Consider the following 19,610-nt stretch of genomic DNA (forward strand, 5'->3'; position numbering starts at 1 on the left):
GCTGCATGAACGGGGCATCCACGCGTCGCGTCTGGGACCTGCCGACACGGCTGTTCCACCTGGCGTTGATCGCGCTGTTCGCGTTCTCTTGGTGGAGCGCCGAAAACGGTGAGCTGCGTTGGCACCGCTGGTCCGGCTACACGGTGCTGACGCTGCTGCTGTTTCGCCTGTTCTGGGGCTTTGCCGGCAGTACGACCGCGCGCTTCGTCCAGTTCGTCCGCGGCCCGCGCGCATTCGTGATGTATGCGCGCGGGCTGCTGACGCGGGATGCCGCGCCCAGCTTGGGGCACAACCCGATGGGCGGCTGGAGCGTGCTGGCCATGCTGCTGCTGTTGCTGGTACAGACCGGGACCGGCCTGTTCGCGGTCGATACCGACGGTGTCGAATCCGGGCCGTTGTCGCACTTCGTCAGTTTCGATGCCGGCCGCACCCTTGCCGAGTTGCACGAGACCTCGTTCAACCTGTTGCTGGTGCTGATCGGCCTGCACATCGCCGTCGTGCTGTTCTATCTGCTCTACCGTCGCGACAACCTCATCACGCCGATGCTCAGCGGGCGCAAACGCCTCGCTGCCGATCCGGCGCTGCGCTTCGCGTCACCGGCGCTCGCCGCGCTGCTGCTGGTGGTTGCTGCGGCGCTGGTCGCGGCGCTGGTGTTCGGCCTCGGTTGAGCGGCGGCTCCAGGGTCTAATCGGCGAACGCGTCGGCGATCAACGCATAAGAGCGCAGGCGCGCGGCGTGATCGTAGATGTTGCTGGCAATCATCACTTCGTCGGCCTGCGTTTCTTCCGCCATCGCTTCGATGCGCACGCGAATCTGGGCCGGCGTGCCGACCAGCGTGCGGGCGCGCACGTCGGCCAGCGCCTCGAGCTCGAACGCGTTGTACGGATAGGCGAGCGCCTCTTCCGGGCTCGGCAGCGGCAGGAAGCGGCCGCTGTGAATGCGCAGCCAAGCCAGCTCCATCGTCGACGCCAGCCGCTGCGCTTCTTCTTCGCTTGGCGCACAAATCGCGGCGATGCCGAGGATGGCATGCGGCGCCGCGAACTGCGGCGAAGGCTGGAAGGCCCGGCGATACGCCAGCATCGCCGGCGCCGGCGGGGCCGGCGAGAAGTGCGCGGCGAAGCTATAGCCCATGCCGCCCGCGCCGGCCATTTGCGCGCTGGCGCCGCTGGAGCCGAGCAGCCAGATCGGTGGCAGGCTCACGCCGGACGGCTCGGCGTGGACCGCGTCGAAGCGCGACGGCGCCGTGCCGCTCGAATAGCGCTGCAATTCGTCCAGATGCTGCGCGAACAGCTCGCCGCGCGCGGCGCGCAACGCCAGGCTGGCGCCGGGCACGCCGCCCGGCGCGCGGCCGATGCCCAGGTCGATGCGGCCCGGATGCAGGGCTTCGAGCGTATGAAAGTTCTCGGCGACCTTCAGCGGCGAGTGGTTCGGCAGCATGATGCCGCCGGAGCCGAGATGAATCGTCGTCGTCGCAGCGGCGCTGTTGGCGATGAGGATTTCCGGCGCGCTGCTGGCGACGCTGGGCATCGCATGGTGTTCGGCGTACCAGACGCGGCGGTAGCCCAGGCGCTCGCCGTGCTGTGCCAGGTCGACGGTGCGGCGGACGACGACCGGCGCGGCGGTACCCTCTGGAACGGGGGCGAGATCGAGAATGGAGAGGGGGATGCTCATGCCGGTATTGTCGCGCAAAGTTACCGATCGGTCACGTCCCGGCATTGGACGCCGGCACCGGCCAATCGCCGGCTGATTCAAATTTACCCAGTAGCGGAGTATTCTTTGCGCCCTTTTGCCAGCCGCGACCGCGATGGCCGTCCGTACCGCCAGCATCGAACGCCGTACCAGTGAGACGCAGATTCGCGTGGCTATCAATCTCGATGGCAGCGGTGTCGTGCGTCTCGCCAGTGGCGTGCCGTTCCTCGATCACATGCTGGACCAGATCGCACGGCACGGCCTGATCGACCTCGAGGTCGAGGCCAATGGCGACCGTCACATCGACGATCACCACACCGTCGAAGACATTGGCATCACGCTCGGCCAGGCATTCGCCGAGGCGATCGGCGACAAGAAGGGCATCGTCCGTTACGGGCACAGCTACGTGCCGCTCGACGAGGCACTGTCGCGCGTCGTCGTCGATTTCTCCGGACGCCCGGGGCTCGAGTATTTCGTCGAGTTTCCGCGCGCGCGCATCGGCGAGTTCGATGTCGACCTGTTCCGCGAGTTCTTCCAGGGCTTCGTCAATCATGCGCGCGTGACGCTGCATATCGACAACCTGCGCGGCCGCAATGCGCACCACATCATCGAGACCATCTTCAAGGCATTCGGCCGTGCATTGCGCATGGCCGCGAGCCGCGACGAGCGGCTTGGCGACGTGACGCCGTCGACGAAGGGTAGCCTCTAGACGTGATCCACCTCCCGCTTGTTGCCGGCGCTGCGAGCGCCGCCTGACGACGCGCCACCCGACTTTTTATCCGTTATGGCAGCGATCGGCGTCATCGACTACGGCATGGGTAATCTGCACTCGCTCGGCAAGGCGCTGGAGCGCGTGTCCGGTGCGGGCCGCGTCATCATCAGCTACGACCCGGATGAGCTGCTCAAATGCGACCGTCTGGTGCTGCCCGGTGTCGGCGGCGTCCGCGAGTGCATGAAGGAGCTGGAGCGGCTCGAGCTCAACGAGCTGGTCGCCGAGGCCGCGCGCACCAAGCCGCTGCTCGGTATCTGCCTGGGCATGCAGGTCATGCTCGAATGGAGCGACGAGAACGGTGGCGTGCCGGCGCTAGGACTGTTCCCCGGCCGCGTGTCGCGCTTTCCCGACCCGCCGGAAGACGGCTCGCCGAACCGCCTGAAAGTCCCGCACATGGGCTGGAACCGCGTGCGTCAGACGCGCCCGCACCCGCTCTGGGAAGGCATCCCCGATGATGCCTGGTTCTATTTCGTGCACAGCTATCATGCGGTGCCGGCCAATCCCGAACACGTCATCGGCAGCACCGACTACGGCCAGACCTTCGCGTCGGCACTGGCGCGCGACAATATCGCGGCGTTCCAGTTTCACCCGGAAAAGTCGCAGAACCACGGGATGCTGCTGCTCGCCAACTTCACGCAATGGGATCCGAGCTAAGCCCGCGAATCGACTGACATCACGGCCATTGCGCTTGCTATGCCCGCGCGAATTCAGGCAGAGTGTGGCGAACATCAGGTTCGCCCGACCGCCTTTTTTCATACGTTATTCACGCCCAGGCTCGATTCTTTTCTCCGAACCGACTCCACCTGACTACCTGTAGCAGCTCATGCTGTTAATACCCGCGATTGACCTCAAAGGCGGCCAGTGCGTACGTTTGCGCCAAGGCCGGATGGATGATGCGACCGTCTTCTCCGACGATCCGGCATCGATGGCCCGGCGCTGGGCCGACGAAGGTGCCGAGCGCATCCACGTCGTCGATCTCGACGGTGCGTTCAAGGGGCAGCCCGTCAACCTCAAGGTGGTTGAAGACATCGTCAACGCCGTTGACGTGCCGGTGCAGGTCGGTGGTGGCATCCGTGACGAAGAGACGGTGCAGCGCTATCTGAATGCCGGCGTGCAGTACGTCATCATCGGCACCAAGGCGATCAACGCGCCGCACTTTCTGCACGACCTCTGCCTCGAATTCCCGCGTCACGTCATCGTCAGCCTTGATGCCAAGGACGGCCGCGTGGCGCTCAATGGCTGGGCCAAGGTCACCGGCCACGACGTGGTCGAGACCGCCATCCACTGCGAACGCGACGGTGTCGAGGCGATCATCTACACCGATATCTCGCGCGACGGCATGATGCAGGGCTTCAATGCCGAATCGACGAGCCATCTGGCGCGTGCGCTGAAGACGCCGGTGCTGGCGTCGGGTGGCGTGTCCAGCCTCGACGACATTCGTCGTCTCAAGGAGATCGAGGGCGACGGTGTCGCTGGTGCCGTCATCGGCCGCGCGCTCTATGAAGGCAGCCTCGACTTCAAGGAAGCCGTCAAGATCGCCAAGGGCTAAAGCCTGAAAGCGCCCCGACGCATCAGTTTTACCGCGGAATTCTCGATATGCTGGCAAAACGCATCATTCCCTGTCTCGATATCGACCGCGGCCGCGTCGTCAAGGGCATCAAGTTCGAGGACGTGCAGGACGCCGGCGATCCGGTCGAAGTGGCGCGCAAGTACGACGCGCAGGGCGCCGACGAGCTGGTCTTCCTCGATATCACCGCCTCGGTCGACGATCGCCCGACGCTGTTCCAGACCGTCGAGGCCGTCGCCCGGCAGATTTACATCCCGCTGACGGTCGGCGGCGGCGTGCGCAATTGCGCCGACGTTCGCGCCCTGCTGTCGGCCGGTGCCGACAAGGTCAGCATCAACACTTCGGCCGTCGAGAACCCGGACTTCGTCAGTGAAGCCGGCGCGCGTTATGGCGTGCAGTGCATCGTCGTCGCCATCGACGCCAAGCGCGTCAACAAGAAGAAAGAGCCGGTGCGCTGGGAAGTGTTCACGCATGGTGGCCGCAAGTCGACCGGGCTTGACGCCATCGAGTGGGCGCGGCTGATCGTGCAGAAGGGCGCCGGCGAGCTGCTGGTGACCAGCATCGACCGCGACGGCACCAAGGGTGGCTACGACAACGAGCTGCTGCATGCGATTTCCGATGCGGTCAGCGTGCCCGTTATTGCTTCCGGCGGCGTTGGCACGCTTGAGCATCTGTACGACGGCTTCCACGACGGCGGTGTCGATGCGGTGCTGGCGGCGAGCATCTTCCATCAGGGCACGTACAGTGTCGGCGAAGCCAAGCAGTACCTGAGCAACCGGGGCGTGCTGGTCCGCAGCTGACGGCGCACGCCGCATCGCGCGTCCGGCGTACACTGTCGGCCCCGCCCCCTTCACGGATCATCATCGTGTCTTCGCCCTCCGACGTACTGTCACAGCTGTTTGCGACGCTCGAGTCGCGCAAGGGCGCGGATCCCAAGGCTTCTTACGTCGCCAGCCTCTACGCCAAGGGCGTTGACGCAATCGCCAAGAAGGTGGGTGAGGAAGCCGCGGAGACGATCATCGCCGCCAAGAACGACGACGACCACGCCTTCGTCTACGAGCTGGCGGATCTTTGGTTTCACAGTCTGGTGCTGCTCGCGCAGCGCGGGCTGCCGCTTGATACGCTGAGCGACGAACTGGCGCGCCGTTTCGGCACGTCGGGGCATGCCGAGAAGGCTGCCCGCACATCATCCTGAAAGAGGAGTCCGACATGGGTTCACTGAGCATCTGGCACTGGCTGATCGTCCTGGCGATCGTCATCCTCATTTTCGGCACCAAGAAGCTGCGCAACGCCGGCGGCGACATCGGTTCGGCGGTCAAGAACTTCAAGCAGTCGATGAAGGAAGGCGAAGAAAACGCGCCGAAGACGGCCGAGCAGCTCGCGCAGGACAACAAGACCACCAGCGAATCGCGCGAGCGCGAGCAGTCGCGCAACTGATCCGCGCGGCACTCGCCGGTCTGCCATGTTCGATATCGGGTTCTCCGAGCTGCTGCTGTGCTTCCTCGTCGCGCTGGTCGTGCTGGGGCCGGAGAAGTTGCCCAAGCTCGCGCGCACGCTCGGTCGCTGGACCGGGCAGGCCAAGGGCTATCTGCGCAATCTGACCGACGAGCTCGATCGCGAGGCGCAGCTTTCCGAGTTGCGCAAGCAGCTCGACGACGCCAAGCAGGCCATGAAGGAAGGCGCGGACTCGTTTCGCGACACCGTGAAGAAGGAAACGGACTCCTTCCGCGACACGGTGCGCAAGGAGACCGACGAGGTCCACAAGTCCTATCAGGGCGGCGAGCACGACGCGCAGCCGGCGTCGCCGACCCCCGAACCTACTGATCCCAAGCCGTGAGCGAAGAAACCGAGGGCGGCGCCGAACAGCCCTTGATGGCGCATCTGCTCGAGCTGCGATCGCGGCTGCTGCGAGTCGTGGTCGGCGTGCTGGTGCTGTTCATCCCGATGAGCTTTTTCGCCAAGCAGATCTATTCGCTGCTGGCCGAGCCGATGCTCAAGCTGCTGCCGGCCGGCAGCTCGATGATCGCCACCGAAGTCGCCTCGCCGTTTTTCGCGCCGATCAAGCTGTCGGCGGTGGTCGCGTTCGCACTGGCGATGCCGTGGACGCTGTGGCAGGTCTGGTCCTTCGTGGCACCGGGCCTGTACAAGAGCGAGAAGCGCCTGGTCGCGCCGCTGATGGCGTCGAGCACCTTGCTGTTCTACGCCGGCATCTCGTTCGCCTATTTCTTCGTATTGCCGACGGTCTTCCACTTCATGGTCACGGTCGCCCCGCAGGGCGTCGCGGTAATGACCGACATCAGCAAGTACCTGGACTTCGTGCTGACGATCTTCATCGCCTTTGGCCTCGCGTTTGAAACGCCGGTGGCGCTGGTGCTGATCGTCAAGACCGGCTTTGTGACGCCGAAGCAGCTGTCGGCCAACCGCCAGTACGTGCTGGTCGGCGCGTTCGTGGTTGGTGCGATCTTCACGCCACCGGATATCGTCTCGCAGATCATGCTGGCGGTCCCGGTTTACCTGCTGTTCGAACTCGGCATCATCGCCGCGCGCATTCTCGTGCCGGAGTCGGCTGCCGTGGACGAGCAGCGCGAGCAAGGCTGATCGCCATGCGCGTGCTCCTCATCGAGGACAACGCCGATCTCGCCGCCAATGTTGGCGACTATCTCGAAGCACTGGGTCATAGCGTCGACTTCGCTTACGACGGCCCATCCGGCCTGACCGCGGCTGCGGCCGATCAGGCCGATGTGCTGATCCTCGACCGCTTGTTACCGGGCTTCGACGGCGCCACGCTGTGCCGGCGCCTGCGCAGCGAATACGGCATCGCCGTGCCGGTCCTGATGCTGACGGCCATGGACGCCGTCGACGATCGCGTATCGGGTCTCGACAGCGGCGCCGACGACTATCTGGTCAAGCCGTTCGCGCTGGCCGAACTGGTGGCGCGCATGCAGGCCCTGCACCGCCGCGCCAGTGGCGCTGTCGCCGCCGGCGCGCTGCATGTCGCCGATCTCGAATACGACCCGCGCACGATGGAAGCGCGGCGTGCCGGCCAGCTGCTGCAGCTCAATCGCACCATGCGCCGGCTGCTTGATTTTCTGATGCGCCAGGACGGCCGCATCGTGTCGCGCCACGAGCTCGAATACCTGCTGTGGGGCGACGACGTGCCGGACGGCGACGTGCTGAGGGCGCACATGCATGCGCTGCGCAACGTCATCGACAAGCCGTTCCCGGTCAAGTTGCTGCATACCTTGCGCGGTTCCGGCTTTCGTCTGGCGGTGACGGACGTCGCGCATGACGACGACTGCTGACAGCCGGCGCCGACCACGCGGTCGGCTGCGCCGCAGGCTACTGGTCGGGTTCGTGGCACTGTCGCTGTCGACGGCGGCGCTGGCCGGTGTCGCGCTGTGGTTCGCCGACACCTATATCGAAGATGCGGCGGTGCGCGATCTCATGGAACGCGAGATGGCCAACAGGACCGTGCCGCGCACGACGCAGGACCATCTCACCGGTGAGCGCGGCGCGCTGCGCTTCTTCACTGCCGCCGATGCGCCGGTCGAATTACGCGGGCATGCGCCCGGCTACGAAGAGGACTTCGAGCTCGGCGAGCGCACCTACAACCTGCTGGTGCGCGACACGGCCGATGGCCCGGTCTATTTGCTCTACGACATCAGCTTCGTCGAGGAGCGCGAAAACATCCTGGCGTGGATGGCGGCACTGGCGCTGTCGGCGGTGACGATCACCAGCATCTTCGCCGCGCGCTGGCTGGCGCGACGGGCGCTGGCACCGCTCGATCTGCTGGTTGATCAGCTCGCACAGCTAGACCCCGAACGGCGTGGCGAGCGCATCGCGCTGCCGGCCGACGACAGCGAGCTGGCCGTGATCGTCGACGCGATCAACGCCTACATGGAGCAGCTCGACGTGCTCGTCGAGCGCGAGCGTTCGTTTGCCGCATCCGCCAGCCATGAGTTGCGGACCCCGATCGCGGTCATTCAGGGCGCGGCCGAGACGCTGGCCTTGCAGGGCGAGAACGCTCCGCTCAAGCGCATCGCGCGCGCCGTGGCGATCGCCCGCCACGAGCTCGATGCGCTACTGGCCCTGTCGAGAGTGCGCGAGCGTCCGGCGCTGGCATCGGTCCGGCTCGACACCTGGTTGCAGGAGCTGGCCGCCACCTACGCCGAAGCGATTCCGAATGCGCGCATCGTCTGGGACATCGACGCGGCGGAGGCCGTCGTCACCGCGCCCGGCGCGATCGCCGCGATCTTCACCAATCTGCTGCGCAATGCTTTGCGCGCATCGGCCGGCGCGCCGGTACACGTCTACGTACGGCCGACCGAAATCGTCGTCACGGACCGCGGCCCCGGGATTGCCGCCGCCGATCTGCCGCATATCTTCGAGCCGGGCTTCCGGCGCCTCGATGGCGGCTCAGGCATGGGCCTGTACATCGCGCGAACGCTGGCCGCGCGCTTCGGCTGGCAGCTGTCGCTGCGCAACGACGAGCCGCACGGGGTGGTCGCGGCCTTGCGCTTCGGCGAGGTTGATCACTGAGCTGGAAATAAGAGGCATTCTCATATAACGTGAGGGCCTCGTCGCCGTTCCGGTCCCGGTGCGCCGGCGTCCGTCCCCCACGCCGATCCGCGCTTTCGCCATCTTCATGTCTGCTCACCTTCGTCATCGTCGCTGGCTTCGGGTTCTGCTTGCCGGGCCGCTGGTTCTGCTATGCGCGGCACTGGTGATGGCTGGTGGCGCGATCTGGCTGCCGAAGGGCGCCGCGCAAATCAACAATCTGCTGCTGCCGGTGCTGTTGTTCCCGGCCATCTGGGCCGTGCTGTTCTTCTACGCCAGCCTGGCGCTGCGGCTGCGTCGGGCCTATGCGGTGATTGGCATCATCTGCGTGCTGCAGCTGGTGCTGATCGGCGGCCATTTCATGCTGCGCTGAACGACGATGATCCGACTGCCGCAACGTGAGACGAAATCGCTGCTGGCCATCCACGGCTGGTCGGCGGTGTGCCTGGGTCTGCTGCTGTATGTCGTCATCGTCACCGGCGTGGCCTGCGTATTCGCCGACGAAATCGGCGACTGGGCCAGCCCGTTGCCGGAAGCGCCGACCGCGCGCTTTCCGAGCGGTATCGATGCGCCGCTGCGCACGTTCGCCGAGAGCGTCGATCCGTCGCAGCGCGATGCGTTCTTCGCGTTTCCGCGTGCTGGCGGGCGCATGTACGCCCAGTTTCATCATGATGCGCGTGACGCCAGCGGCAAGATGGTCGAGCACGACATTGCCGTCGACATCGATCCGGCGACGATGCAGATCGAGAACCGCCGTGAAGGCGACGACGATGCGCTCGCCGCCGCCGATCGTACCAACGCCATCTCCAACTTCTTCATCAACCTGCACGTGCGCCTGCATGTGCCGGAGCCCTGGGGCCTGCTGCTGACCGGGGTGCTGGGCCTGGCGATGATGGTTGCCGCGGTCAGCGGCTTCCTGATCCACCGCCATCTGATCCGTGAACTGTTCACGCTGCGACGCCGTCGCGATCTGCTCAGCGCCCGCGACGCGCATGTCGTCGCCGGCACCTGGAATCTGCTGTTCAGCTTCCTGCTCGCGTTCACCGGCAGCTTCTTCAGCTTCGCCAGCAGCTTTGGCGTCCCGGTGATGGCGATGGTTGCGTTCAACGGTGATCAGGAAAAAGCGCTGGAGACCATGGTCGGCAACCCGCCGGCCAGCGATCCACGCCCGGCGACGCTGGCCAATCTCGATGCGATGCTTGCCGACGCACGCACGCGCACGCACTCGGAGATCTACTACATCGGCATCGAACACTGGGGCCGCGCCGACGCGCGCGTATCGGTGACGATGCTGCCGCCTGAGGGCGAGTTGCTCGGTACCACCTACGTCTACGACGGTCCGAGCGGAGGCTTCCAGTACGAAAAGCCGGCGCTCGGTCGCGTGCCGTCGGTCGGCGGTGCGCTGTACGGACTGATGGCACCGCTGCACTTCGGCAACTTCGCCGGCGTGCTGTCGAAGGGCGTGTGGTTCGCACTCGGTTTCGCTGCCGCCTACGTGGCCCTGAGCGGCATGCGCTTGTGGACGACGCGCCGCGCCGCCGAACCGGGTTGGCGGCCGCTGACGCGCGCCGTCGCCGGTATCGGACATGGCTTGCCGCTGGCGCTGACGGCGGCGGCCGCTGCCTGTTTCATCGCGCAGATCGCCGACGCCGAGCTGGAGCCGGTGATGATGCGCAGCTTTCTCGCGGTGCTGGCGCTGGCGCTCGCTGCCTGCTGGATGGTTCGCGACGCCGAACGGGTGTCGCGCGCCCTGCTGTTGCTCAATGGGGTGCTGATGCTGGCCTTGCCGGCCTTGCGCCTGCTGGCGGGCGGCCCCGGCTGGGGCGCGATGTTCGCGACCGGACAGTTCGCGGTGCCCGCCATCGACAGTGCGCTGATCATCGCCGGCCTGACCTGCCTGCTGGCCGTCTGGCGCGCAACGGCCGCCGAGCGCGGCGCCCGTCAGGCCTTGCGTTTCGAACAGGTGCGTGGATGACGCTGCTGCTGTCGCTGTCTGCGACGCTGCCGAGCGTGCTGGCGCTACTGTGGCTGGCGTGGCGCGATCCGAAGCGGCGCCGTACCGCCGGTCTCGCTAGCGGTCCTGCCGTCCGCCGGCTGGCGGTGATCGTGCTGCTCCTGCCAGGCGCCGCGCTGATCGCGCTCGGCGCCTGGGCCGAACTGCTGATCTGGGCCGGCCTCAGCAGCGCGGCCGGCTGGCTGTTCACGCAGGGTCTCGCCGTGCCGGGCACGGCGCACCGCAGCGCGCACCACGGACGCTAGGCCTCAGCCAGCGCGCAGCGCCTTCAGCACCGCGTCGGTTTGCGGTCGCACGCCACGCCAGATGTCGAACGACGCTGCCGCCTGCTCGACGAGCATGCCCAGCCCATCCGCGATACGCGTCGCGCCCTGCGTTTCGGTCCAGGTGCGAAACGGCGCGTGCGCCGCACCATAGCTGAGGTCGTAGCAGGCGCCGCCGTCGGCGACCAGGCCGTCCGGCAGGCGCGGCATGCTGCCGCTGTGGCCGACCGACATCGCGTTGATGATCAGATCGTAGCGATCACCTTTGAGCGCCAGATGCGTGCGCGGCGTGATGCTGCCGACGGCCTTGAACTGCTCGGCCAGCGCTTCGGGTTTCCACGGATTGCGGTTCGAGACCACCAGCTGCGACGGCTTGGCCGCCAGCAGCGGGCCGAGGATGCCGCGTACCGCGCCGCCGGCGCCGAGTACCAGGACACGACGACCTTCGACCGTATACCCGAGCCGTGTCAGGTCACGCATCAGGCCTTCGCCGTCGGTGTTGTCGCCGTGCCAGCCGGCGTCGGTGCGGCTCAGCGTATTGACGGCGCCGGCCAGTGCGGCACGCTCGCTGATCAGCTCGCACTGTTCGACGACCGCCGCCTTGTGCGGCATCGTCACGTTGAGGCCGCGCAGGCCGTCGGCGTGCAGTTGCTTCAGCGTCTCGGTCAAGGCCTCGGGGGCGACGTCGATCGCGTCGTAGCGCAGGTCCTGCGACGTGGCCTGCGCGAAGGCGGCGTGGATGGCGGGCGACTGGCTGTGCGAGATGGGCTGGCCTATGACGGCGTAACGGTCGGTCATGTCGGTGAAGTGGCGGGCGGGCGAGGGTCGCGACCGAAGCAGCGCTGTTGCAGGCGCGCGCAGTACGCGACGAGATTCGGGTGTGCGGCGACGAGTGCCTTGAGCGGCGTCTCGACCGGCGCATCGTACAGGTTGGCGATGAAGGCGTAAGCCGACGCGTCGAGGCTGGTGGCGTCGTCGCCCATGAAATACGGTTGGTCGCCGAGCCAGTCGGCCAGCGCCTGCAGGTCCTGTGCCGCGCGGCGCAGAATCTCCTGCGGTGGGTGCCGACCCAGGCCATGGCCCTTGAGCTGCGCGCGCACGCCGCGCCGCGCGACCGGCGCGACGACGAGGCGTAGCGGCAGCGGCATGCGGCCGAGCACCACGCTTTGCATCTGCGCCCAGCCAGCGTCGTCGATCCAGCGGAAATAGACCAGCGCCCAGTACAGGTGTTCGTTGATCAGCCGTTCGAAGGCGCGTGCGGCGGCGCGCTGTCGGGCATCGAGTCCGGCGTCGAGATCGACCCCGGAGACGGCGCTCAGGCGCGCGATGATGCTGTGCGAATCGGCGATCTTTTCGCCGTCGATGATCGCCACCGGCAGCTTGCCCATCGGTCCGTTCGGCAGCGGTTGGGTGACCACGCGATAGTCGACGCCGGCCAGCCGCAGCCAGGTTTCGACCTTCATGCAGAACGGCGACAGGTTCGGCCAGCCGCGCGGTGTGTGGAATTGCTGCAGTTCGACGTTCATCGCATCCCCCGGACGATGAGGGCGCAGGATGCGCCCCCGGATGCCGGCAGTATCCGCCGCTGCTCCTGACGTCGTCCTGTCAGCAGTCGTGGATGCGGCTCAGGCCAGCCACTGTGCGGCGCGTTTGCCGAAGTAGGTCAGGATCATGTCGGCGCCGGCGCGGCGGAAGCACATCAGCGATTCGAGCACGACCTTCTTCTCGTCGAACCAGCCGTGATCGATCGCGCCCTGCAGCATCGAGTACTCGCCGCTGACCTGATAGGCCGCGGTCGGCACGCCGAATTCATCCTTCACGCGGCGAATGATGTCGAGATACGGCATGCCCGGCTTGACCATCACCATGTCGGCGCCTTCGTCGAGATCGAACGCGACTTCGCGCAGCGCCTCGTCGGTATTGGCCGGGTCCATCTGGTAGGTCTCCTTGCCGCCTTTGCCGAGATTGGCGCTGGAGCCCAGCGCATCGCGGAACGGACCGTAGTACGCCGACGCGTATTTGGCGGCGTACGACATGATGATGGTGTTCTTCTGACCGTCGCGCTCGAAGACATCGCGCATCTGGCCGATGCGGCCATCCATCATGTCGCTCGGCGCGACGATGTCGACGCCGGCTCGTGCATACATCAGCGCCTGACGGCGCAGGATTTCGAGGCTGCGGTCGTTGTCGACATAGCCGTGCGCATCGAGCACGCCGTCATGGCCGTGGCTGGTGTAAGGGTCGAGCGCCACGTCGGCGAGTACGCCGATGTTCGGCACGCTCTGCTTGATCGCCTTGATCGCGCGCACCATCAGGCTGTCCGGGTTCAGCGCCTCCTCGCCTTCCGGCGTCTTGCGCTCCGGCGGCGTGACCGGGAACAGCGCGACGCAGCCGACGCCGAGCGCCAGTAGCGCCTCACACTCCTTGATCAGCTCGTCGAGATCCAGGCGCGTCTGGCCCGGCATCGCCGCGATCGGTCCTTTCTGCTTGCCCTCGGCGACGAACAGCGGCTGGATGAACTGCCCCGGCGTCATGCGCGTCTCGCGCACCATTTCACGGACGAAGGGAGCCTGGCGATTGCGGCGCAGGCGCGTGCGGGGGAAGGAACCGAGCGTCACGATGAACTTTCCGGTTGCAGAATCGGGGGCGCCGATTATACCGCTCGACCGCCGTGCGCCCCTGTCTCAGGTCAAGTTCCAGACTGTGTGCGGCTTCCCTTACACTGCCAGCAACTTTCACCGAATTCGTGCGCCATGACCGATGCCGCCGTGTTGGGTCGCCTGCTCGCCGACACGGCGTCCGGCGATCAGCGTGCGTTCCGCGAACTCTACAACGCCACCAGTGCGCATCTGTTTGCGGTCCTGATCCGTATTCTCGAGCGTCGTGACTGGGCGGAAGAAGCGTTGCAGGACTGTTATCTCAAGGTGTGGCAGAAGGCCGAGCAGTACGCCCCGGACAAGGGCGCGCCGCTGACCTGGCTGCAGACGATCGCACGCTATCGCGCGCTCGACCTGCTGCGCGCCAAACGCCCGGAGATCGGCATGCCGGAAGAAGACGAGGCGCCGCCGATGACCTTCGCCGATGGCCAAGCCGTCGACCCGGAAGCGCGCGCGGTCGAAGGTGAAGGCATGGGTCGGCTCACCGAATGTCTCGATGAGCTGGCGCCGGATCCGCGGCGCAGCGTGCTGCTGGCCTACTACGAGGGTTACACGCATCCCGAGCTGGCGACGGTGCTGAAGGCGCCGCTGGGCACGGTCAAGAGCTGGGTGCGCCGGGGGCTCGCGCAATTGCGCGACTGTCTCGACGCATGAAATACGACAACGTCCGCCTCAAGCAGATGCTCGCCGCCGAGTACGCGCTCGGCACGCTGACCGGCGCCGCGCGGCGCCGCTTCACGCGGCTGTTGCAGACGCGCGCCGACCTGCTCATCGAGCTGCGCTACTGGGAAGCGCGTTTCGCGCCGCTGCTGGCCAGCAGTCAGCCGGTGCCGCCGCGCGACATCGTCTGGGCCGAGATCGAGCGCCGCATCCAGCGCGACACCGTCACATCTTTGCCGACCGCGGTGCCGACGGCGCGGCCGCGCAGCTCGCTGTGGATCTGGCAGACCTGGGCAGTGGCCGCCAGCGCGGCGTTCGTCGCAGTGTCGCTGCAACTCTACCAGCGTCAGCATGCGGCGCCGGCCGCGCCGCCGCCGGTGGTGGCGGCCAAGCCACCGTACGTGGCGATGCTGTCGCTGAACCAGGGCGCGGCGGTCTGGACGGTGGCGATGAACCCGGATCAGCGCCGCATCAGCGTGATCGCGCGCGGCGACTTCGGCGCCGACACCCGCAAGGAAAGCATGGAGCTGTGGCTAATCGGCGACGACGGCAAGCCGGTCGCACTCGGCATCATGCCGGTGACCGGCCGGGGGTCGATGCCGATGCCGGCCGGCGTGACGATGCCGGCCAAGCCGGTGATCGCGGTCAGTCGCGAACCGCTGGGCGGCTCGCCGACCGGCCTGCCGACCGGTCCGGTGCTGGCAACCTCGCCGGTCGTCGCGCTGTAGGATCGCTTCAGGACGGGCGGCTGCTGGCTGCTGCCGCGCTGCGTTCCGGGTGGCCGCTGACGGCGCTGCCGGCGTCGGTCGACAGCCGTCTGAACAGCAGGGCTGAAATAGCGGTCAGTGCAGCGATCACATAGAACGCGACGTGAAAGTCGCTGGCGGCGAGCGTTTCGCCGCCGCGCAAGGCGCGCGCCGAATTCAGCAGTTGTGCGCCGATACCGACGCCGATGCTCAGCGATAGTTGCTGGGCGGTGCTCGAAAAGCTGGTCGCGCGGCTCATCTGCGCTTCCGACACGTCGGCGTAACCGAGCGTGTTGATGCAGGTGAACTGCAGCGAGCGGACGAAGCCGTAGGTCAGCAGCCAGCCAAGCATCATCGCCTGTGGCGTTGCGGCGCCGAATTGCGCGCAGCCGACCAGAAACACCGCACTGACCAGGGCGTTGCCGATCAGCAGGGGCCGGAAGCCGAAACGGCGGACGATGCGCGGCGCGGTGGTCTTCATCGCCATCGCGCCGAGTGCCGAGACGAAGGTGGTCGCGCCGGACGCCGCCGGGCTGTAGCCGAAGCCGAGCTGCAGCATCAGTGGCATCAGCAAGGTGTAGGCGCCGATGCCGGCGCGGTACAGCGAGCCGCCGCCGACCGATACTCGGAAGGTCGGAATGCGTAGCAGGCGCAGGTCGAGGATCGGTTGTTCGCGGCGCTTCGACAGCGGCACATACAGCGCCAGCAGCAGCAGGCCGCCGCCGATCATCGCGTACAGCACGGCGTTCGGCACCAGATTCTTGCCGAGCATCTCGAAGGCCATCACCAGCAGCGCCAGGCCGCTGCCGACCACCAGCCAACCGCCGAAATCGAGTGCTTTGCCGTGCTGCGGCGGAGTGTCGTCGATATAGCGCGTCACCAGCCAGAAGCCGAGCATGCCGATCGGCAGGTTGATGAAGAAGATCCAGCGCCACGATGCGTAGGTGACGATCAGACCGCCGACCGGTGGGCCGAGTATCGGGCCGAGCAACGCCGGCACCGTCAGCCACGACATTGCCGCGACCAGCTGCGACTTGGGGATGACGCGCAACACGACCAGGCGCCCGACCGGCACCATCATCGCACCGCCCATGCCCTGCAGGATGCGCGCAGCGACCAGCTGCGGCATCGATTGCGACAACCCGCAGCACACCGAGCCCAGCGTGAAGACGATGATCGCGGCGCGGAACACGCGCTTGGCGCCGTAGCGGTCGGCGACCCAGCCGGACACCGGAATGCAGACCGCAAGGCTGAGCAGATAGGTGGTGATCGCCAGGCTCAGATGCAGCGGATCTTCGTGCATCGCCCGCGCGATCTCCGGCAGCGCGGTGGCGATGATCGTCGAGTCGAGATTCTCCATGAACAGGGCACAGGCCACGATCAGCGGCACGACGCGGGTCTGGAGTCTTGAGGGCAGGCTGGGCATATCGGGTGTCGGGAGCGTCGGCGTGCGTCAAAAAACGCCGCAGGGCGCCGGCGTCGTCGTGCCGGGCGCGACGCACATTATCGCCCGCTTTCGCCGCGGCTTCGCTGAATGTGTGATGCGCGGTCTGCCACCCGTCCAACGTCGGGCGCGGGCTGCGCCCGTTCACCAAAGGCGGGTATAAGAACAGACCAGTGCTTTCATCAGGAGGAGCGCATGAAACATTTGCTGGCGATCGACCAGGGCACGACGAGCACGCGCGCCATCGTGTTCGACCCGGACGGCAACAAGCTCGGCGTGGCGCAGCGCGAGCTGCCGCAGTCGTTCCCGAAGCCGGGTTGGATCGAGCATGACGCGCAGCACATCTGGGACGATACCGTCGCCTGCGTGCAGGGCGCGATGGCCGACGCCGGCCTGGCCGCCGATGAGATCGCCGCGCTCGGCATCACCAATCAGCGCGAGACCGCGGTGCTGTGGGATCGCAAGACCGGCAAGCCGGTGTGCCCGGCCATCTGCTGGCAGGACCGTCGCACCAGCGCGTTCTGCCAGCAGCACCAGGATCGCAACGACTGGATCAACGAAAAGACCGGCTTGCTGCTCGACCCGTATTTCTCGGCGACCAAGCTGGCCTGGATGCTCGACCACACCGAAGGCGCGCGCGAACGCGCCGAGCGCGGCGAACTGGCTTTCGGTACCGTCGACGCCTGGCTGATGTGGAATCTGTCCGGTGGCCAGCTGCACGTGACCGATGCGACCAATGCGTCGCGCACCGCGCTGTTCAACATCGTCACGCACGACTGGGACGACGAGCTGCTCGACTTCTTCAAGGTGCCGCGCAGCCTGCTGCCGGAGGTGCGCGACAGTGCCGCCGACTATGGCCAGACCGAGCCGGAGCTGTTCGGCGGGCCGATTCGCATCGGCGGCATCGCCGGCGACCAGCAGGCAGCGACGATCGGCCAGGCCTGCTTCGAGCCGGGCATGAGCAAGTCGACCTACGGTACCGGCTGCTTCCTGGTGCTCAACACCGGCCGCGAGTTCAAGCGTTCGAAAAATCGCCTGCTATCGACGATCGCCTATCGTCTCAACGGCGAAACGACTTATGCGCTGGAAGGCAGCATTTTCGTCGCCGGCGCGGCCGTGCAATGGCTGCGCGATGCCATGCACCTGATTCGCGCGGCCGGCGAAACGGAGAAACTCGCCCAGTCGATTCCGGACAATGACGGCGTCTATCTGGTGCCGGCGTTCACCGGCCTCGGCGCGCCGTACTGGGACCCGGAAGCGCGCGGCGCGATCTTCGGCCTGACCCGCGATTCCGGCATCGCGCACATCGTCCGCGCGGCGCTCGAGTCGGTGGGTTATCAGACCCGCGATCTGCTCGACGCGATGGCCAAGGATGCGCTGGCGCCAACCGAGCTGCGTGTCGACGGCGGCATGGTCGTCAACGACTGGCTGTCGCAAAGCCTCGCCGATCTGCTGCAGCTGCCAGTGGTGCGGCCGGTGACCGTCGAGACCACGGCGCTTGGCGCCGCGTTTCTGGCCGGACTGACGGTCGGCGTCTACGCGTCGCTCGACGATATCGCCAGCCGCTGGCAGTCCGAAACCCGCTTCGAACCGAAGATGGACCCGGCGCGCGCCAACCAGTTGCTGGTCGGCTGGCGCGATGCCGTGGCTCGCGTGCGGTGTAACTGACGCCGGCGGCCACGTTCAGTCGTCGTTGTCACCCTCGCTACCGATGTCGTGCGCGGCGCGCTCGATGATCGAGCGCACGCGCTCGGTTTCGGCCGGTGTCCAGGCGCCGCGGCGGAACTTCAGCACCGCCTTGAGCGTGTGCATGGCCTGGTAGATCGCTTCCGGTGGTGTGCCGGCGCCCGACATCATGCGCGCGATCAGGCGCATGCGGCTCATTGCGCCATCGACCGCGTTGCGGTTTTCGTCGAGATACGCGCGGCCGGCGTCGGTCACGCTGTAGCGCTTCTTGCTGCCGGTCGACGCGACGCCGCTGACATGGCCTAGCTCTTCGAGCAGGGTCAGGGTCGGATAGACCGAGCCGGGGCTGGGTGCGTAGGCGCCATCGAAGCGCTGCTCGATGTCCTTGATCAACTCGTAGCCGTGCCGCGGCTGCTCGGCGACCAGCGCCAGCAGCACCAGGCGCAGATCGCCGGGGCCGAAGACGCGGCCACCACCACCACCACCTCCGCCAGCGCCGCGGCCGAAGCCTGGTCCGCCGAAACCACCCGACGCGAAATCGCCAAGCCGCGATTTGTCGCGGCCGTGTCGCCCGTGCGCGGCGCGTGGTGCAAACGAAGGGTCGGGGTGGGCAAAAAGTCTCATGGCGGGCTCGGAATGGCTTGCTCGATATTTATAAACGATATATCGTTTGTGGCGTACGAACAACTGACAAGACGACGATCCCCATGAGCCTCTCCGCTTCCGCGCCTGAGCGCGGCGACCGCAAGCCGCAACGTGTGCGGCATGAAATCCGTTTCCGTCACCTGCAGGTCCGCGAGGTGCAGCACCTGACGCCGCATCTGCTACGGGTGACCCTGGCGGGTGCTGACCTCGCCGGCTTCTACAGCCCCGGCTTCGACGACCACGTAAAGCTGTTCTTCCCGGACGACCACGGCGTGTTGAAGGTACCGACGATGGGGCCGAACGGTCCGGATTTCGGCGGTCCGCGACCGCCGATGCGCGACTACACGCCGCGCCACTACGATGCCGCCGCCGGCTCGCTGCAGATCGACTTCGCGCTGCATGAGGCGGGTCCGGCGACGCGCTGGGCCGAACAGGCCAAACCCGGCGACAGCCTCGGCGTCGGCGGGCCGCGCGGCTCGTTCATCATTCCCACGGATTTCGACTGGCACTTGCTGGTCGGTGACGACACTGCGCTGCCGGCGATTGGCCGTCGCCTCGCCGAATTGCCGGCTGGCGCCCGCGCGGTGGTGTTGATTGAGGTCGACGGTCCGGACGACCAGATCGAATTGCCGAGCGCGGCCGATGTGTCCTTGAGCTGGGTGCATCGTCGCGGCGCCGAGGCTGGCGATCCGGCGCCGCTGGCCGACGCCTTGCGTCGCCGCGCGCTGCCGACCGGCGACTACTACGCGTGGGTGGCGGCCGAGGCCCGCGTTGCCAAGGCGCTGCGCCAGCAATTGATCGCCGAACACGGTGCCCAGCCGCAGTGGATGCGCGCCGCAGCGTACTGGCGCCACGGCGATGCCGCCGTGCACGAGAACATCGAAGACTGAGTTGCGTGCCGGCGCCGTGT

The 19,610-nt window shown here is 66.8% G+C and carries 24 protein-coding genes; 18 read left to right on the forward strand and 6 right to left on the reverse strand.

The annotated features are described in order from the left end of the window. Positions 1-5: 5 nt before the first annotated feature. On the forward strand, positions 6-668 hold the full coding sequence (locus G7Y82_RS02750) for a cytochrome b/b6 domain-containing protein (RefSeq protein ID WP_206370235.1): 663 nt from the start codon (positions 6-8) through the stop codon (positions 666-668). A gap of 16 nt (positions 669-684) precedes the next feature. Here G7Y82_RS02750 and G7Y82_RS02755 read toward each other — a convergent pair whose 3' ends face one another. Next, positions 685-1,671 (reverse strand): LLM class flavin-dependent oxidoreductase, encoded by a 987-nt coding sequence (locus G7Y82_RS02755; protein WP_168146455.1) that lies wholly within the window; start codon positions 1,669-1,671, stop codon positions 685-687. 133 nt (positions 1,672-1,804) lie between these two features. On the opposite strand from G7Y82_RS02755, the gene hisB reads away from it, so the two are divergent. The 13 genes from hisB (at position 1,805) to G7Y82_RS02820 (ending at position 10,844) form a co-directional block, all read left to right on the forward strand. Continuing rightward, positions 1,805-2,398 carry an imidazoleglycerol-phosphate dehydratase HisB gene (hisB, locus tag G7Y82_RS02760; RefSeq protein ID WP_168146456.1) on the forward strand — a complete coding sequence of 198 codons (594 nt, stop codon included), beginning with the start codon at positions 1,805-1,807 and terminating at the stop codon, positions 2,396-2,398. A gap of 75 nt (positions 2,399-2,473) precedes the next feature. Continuing rightward, on the forward strand, positions 2,474-3,115 hold the full coding sequence (hisH, locus tag G7Y82_RS02765; protein WP_168146457.1) for an imidazole glycerol phosphate synthase subunit HisH: 642 nt from the start codon (positions 2,474-2,476) through the stop codon (positions 3,113-3,115). A gap of 169 nt (positions 3,116-3,284) precedes the next feature. Continuing rightward, positions 3,285-4,010: a 1-(5-phosphoribosyl)-5-[(5-phosphoribosylamino)methylideneamino]imidazole-4-carboxamide isomerase gene (hisA, locus tag G7Y82_RS02770; protein ID WP_168146458.1), complete on the forward strand. Its 726-nt coding sequence runs from the start codon at positions 3,285-3,287 to the stop codon at positions 4,008-4,010. 47 nt (positions 4,011-4,057) lie between these two features. Then, entirely contained in the window at positions 4,058-4,828 is a 771-nt protein-coding gene (gene hisF, locus G7Y82_RS02775) for an imidazole glycerol phosphate synthase subunit HisF (protein WP_168146459.1), read from the forward strand. A gap of 65 nt (positions 4,829-4,893) precedes the next feature. Beyond that, on the forward strand, positions 4,894-5,223 hold the full coding sequence (locus tag G7Y82_RS02780) for a phosphoribosyl-ATP diphosphatase (RefSeq protein WP_168146460.1): 330 nt from the start codon (positions 4,894-4,896) through the stop codon (positions 5,221-5,223). 14 nt (positions 5,224-5,237) lie between these two features. Further along, on the forward strand, positions 5,238-5,465 hold the full coding sequence (gene tatA, locus G7Y82_RS02785) for a Sec-independent protein translocase subunit TatA (protein ID WP_168146461.1): 228 nt from the start codon (positions 5,238-5,240) through the stop codon (positions 5,463-5,465). A 25-nt stretch (positions 5,466-5,490) separates the two neighbouring features. Continuing rightward, positions 5,491-5,865 (forward strand): Sec-independent protein translocase protein TatB, encoded by a 375-nt coding sequence (tatB, locus tag G7Y82_RS02790; protein WP_168146462.1) that lies wholly within the window; start codon positions 5,491-5,493, stop codon positions 5,863-5,865. Further along, positions 5,862-6,626: a twin-arginine translocase subunit TatC gene (gene tatC, locus G7Y82_RS02795; RefSeq protein WP_366515599.1), complete on the forward strand. Its 765-nt coding sequence runs from the start codon at positions 5,862-5,864 to the stop codon at positions 6,624-6,626. The genes tatB and tatC overlap by 4 nt, the downstream gene beginning before the upstream one ends. 5 nt (positions 6,627-6,631) lie before the next feature. Continuing rightward, the gene (locus G7Y82_RS02800) at positions 6,632-7,330 is read left to right on the forward strand and encodes a response regulator transcription factor (protein ID WP_168146463.1); all 699 of its coding nucleotides are present in this window, start codon (positions 6,632-6,634) and stop codon (positions 7,328-7,330) included. Then, positions 7,314-8,567, forward strand: a complete 1,254-nt coding sequence (locus G7Y82_RS02805; protein ID WP_168146464.1) for a sensor histidine kinase — start codon at positions 7,314-7,316, stop codon at positions 8,565-8,567. The genes G7Y82_RS02800 and G7Y82_RS02805 overlap by 17 nt, the downstream gene beginning before the upstream one ends. A 106-nt stretch (positions 8,568-8,673) precedes the next feature. After that, complete coding sequence (locus G7Y82_RS02810) at positions 8,674-8,958, forward strand: hypothetical protein (RefSeq protein ID WP_168146465.1); 285 nt, start codon at positions 8,674-8,676, stop codon at positions 8,956-8,958. Between the two features lie 6 nt (positions 8,959-8,964). After that, positions 8,965-10,560, forward strand: a complete 1,596-nt coding sequence (locus G7Y82_RS02815) for a PepSY-associated TM helix domain-containing protein (protein ID WP_168146466.1) — start codon at positions 8,965-8,967, stop codon at positions 10,558-10,560. Further along, positions 10,557-10,844 carry a hypothetical protein gene (locus G7Y82_RS02820; protein ID WP_168146467.1) on the forward strand — a complete coding sequence of 96 codons (288 nt, stop codon included), beginning with the start codon at positions 10,557-10,559 and terminating at the stop codon, positions 10,842-10,844. The genes G7Y82_RS02815 and G7Y82_RS02820 overlap by 4 nt, the downstream gene beginning before the upstream one ends. A gap of 3 nt (positions 10,845-10,847) precedes the next feature. On the opposite strand, the gene aroE is transcribed toward G7Y82_RS02820, so the two are convergent. The 3 genes from aroE to hemB form a co-directional block, all read right to left on the reverse strand. Further along, positions 10,848-11,660: a shikimate dehydrogenase gene (gene aroE / locus G7Y82_RS02825; RefSeq protein WP_168146468.1), complete on the reverse strand. Its 813-nt coding sequence runs from the start codon at positions 11,658-11,660 to the stop codon at positions 10,848-10,850. After that, entirely contained in the window at positions 11,657-12,388 is a 732-nt protein-coding gene (locus G7Y82_RS02830; protein WP_168146469.1) for a glutathione S-transferase family protein, read from the reverse strand. Before G7Y82_RS02830 ends, aroE begins: the two co-directional genes overlap by 4 nt. 99 nt (positions 12,389-12,487) lie before the next feature. Continuing rightward, entirely contained in the window at positions 12,488-13,480 is a 993-nt protein-coding gene (hemB, locus tag G7Y82_RS02835) for a porphobilinogen synthase (protein WP_168146470.1), read from the reverse strand. Between the two features lie 135 nt (positions 13,481-13,615). Here hemB and G7Y82_RS02840 point away from each other — a divergent pair, with 135 nt between their 5' ends. Then, complete coding sequence (locus tag G7Y82_RS02840; protein ID WP_168146471.1) at positions 13,616-14,173, forward strand: sigma-70 family RNA polymerase sigma factor; 558 nt, start codon at positions 13,616-13,618, stop codon at positions 14,171-14,173. Then, positions 14,170-14,907 (forward strand): anti-sigma factor, encoded by a 738-nt coding sequence (locus G7Y82_RS02845; protein ID WP_168146472.1) that lies wholly within the window; start codon positions 14,170-14,172, stop codon positions 14,905-14,907. The genes G7Y82_RS02840 and G7Y82_RS02845 overlap by 4 nt, the downstream gene beginning before the upstream one ends. A gap of 7 nt (positions 14,908-14,914) precedes the next feature. Here the strand turns inward: G7Y82_RS02845 and G7Y82_RS02850 are convergent, their stop codons facing one another. Next, positions 14,915-16,351, reverse strand: a complete 1,437-nt coding sequence (locus G7Y82_RS02850) for an MFS transporter (RefSeq protein WP_168146473.1) — start codon at positions 16,349-16,351, stop codon at positions 14,915-14,917. A 213-nt stretch (positions 16,352-16,564) separates the two neighbouring features. Here G7Y82_RS02850 and glpK point away from each other — a divergent pair, with 213 nt between their 5' ends. Continuing rightward, positions 16,565-18,037, forward strand: coding sequence for a glycerol kinase GlpK (gene glpK, locus G7Y82_RS02855; RefSeq protein ID WP_168146474.1), 1,473 nt, complete (start codon positions 16,565-16,567; stop codon positions 18,035-18,037). A gap of 15 nt (positions 18,038-18,052) precedes the next feature. On the opposite strand, the gene G7Y82_RS02860 is transcribed toward glpK, so the two are convergent. Further along, entirely contained in the window at positions 18,053-18,679 is a 627-nt protein-coding gene (locus G7Y82_RS02860) for a PadR family transcriptional regulator (RefSeq protein ID WP_168146475.1), read from the reverse strand. A gap of 83 nt (positions 18,680-18,762) precedes the next feature. On the opposite strand from G7Y82_RS02860, the gene G7Y82_RS02865 reads away from it, so the two are divergent. Next, positions 18,763-19,590, forward strand: a complete 828-nt coding sequence (locus G7Y82_RS02865; RefSeq protein ID WP_168146476.1) for a siderophore-interacting protein — start codon at positions 18,763-18,765, stop codon at positions 19,588-19,590. Positions 19,591-19,610 lie beyond the last annotated feature (20 nt).

Origin of the sequence: Solimonas marina (assembly GCF_012241385.1) — a bacterium.
GTDB lineage: Bacteria > Pseudomonadota > Gammaproteobacteria > Nevskiales > Nevskiaceae > Solimonas > Solimonas marina.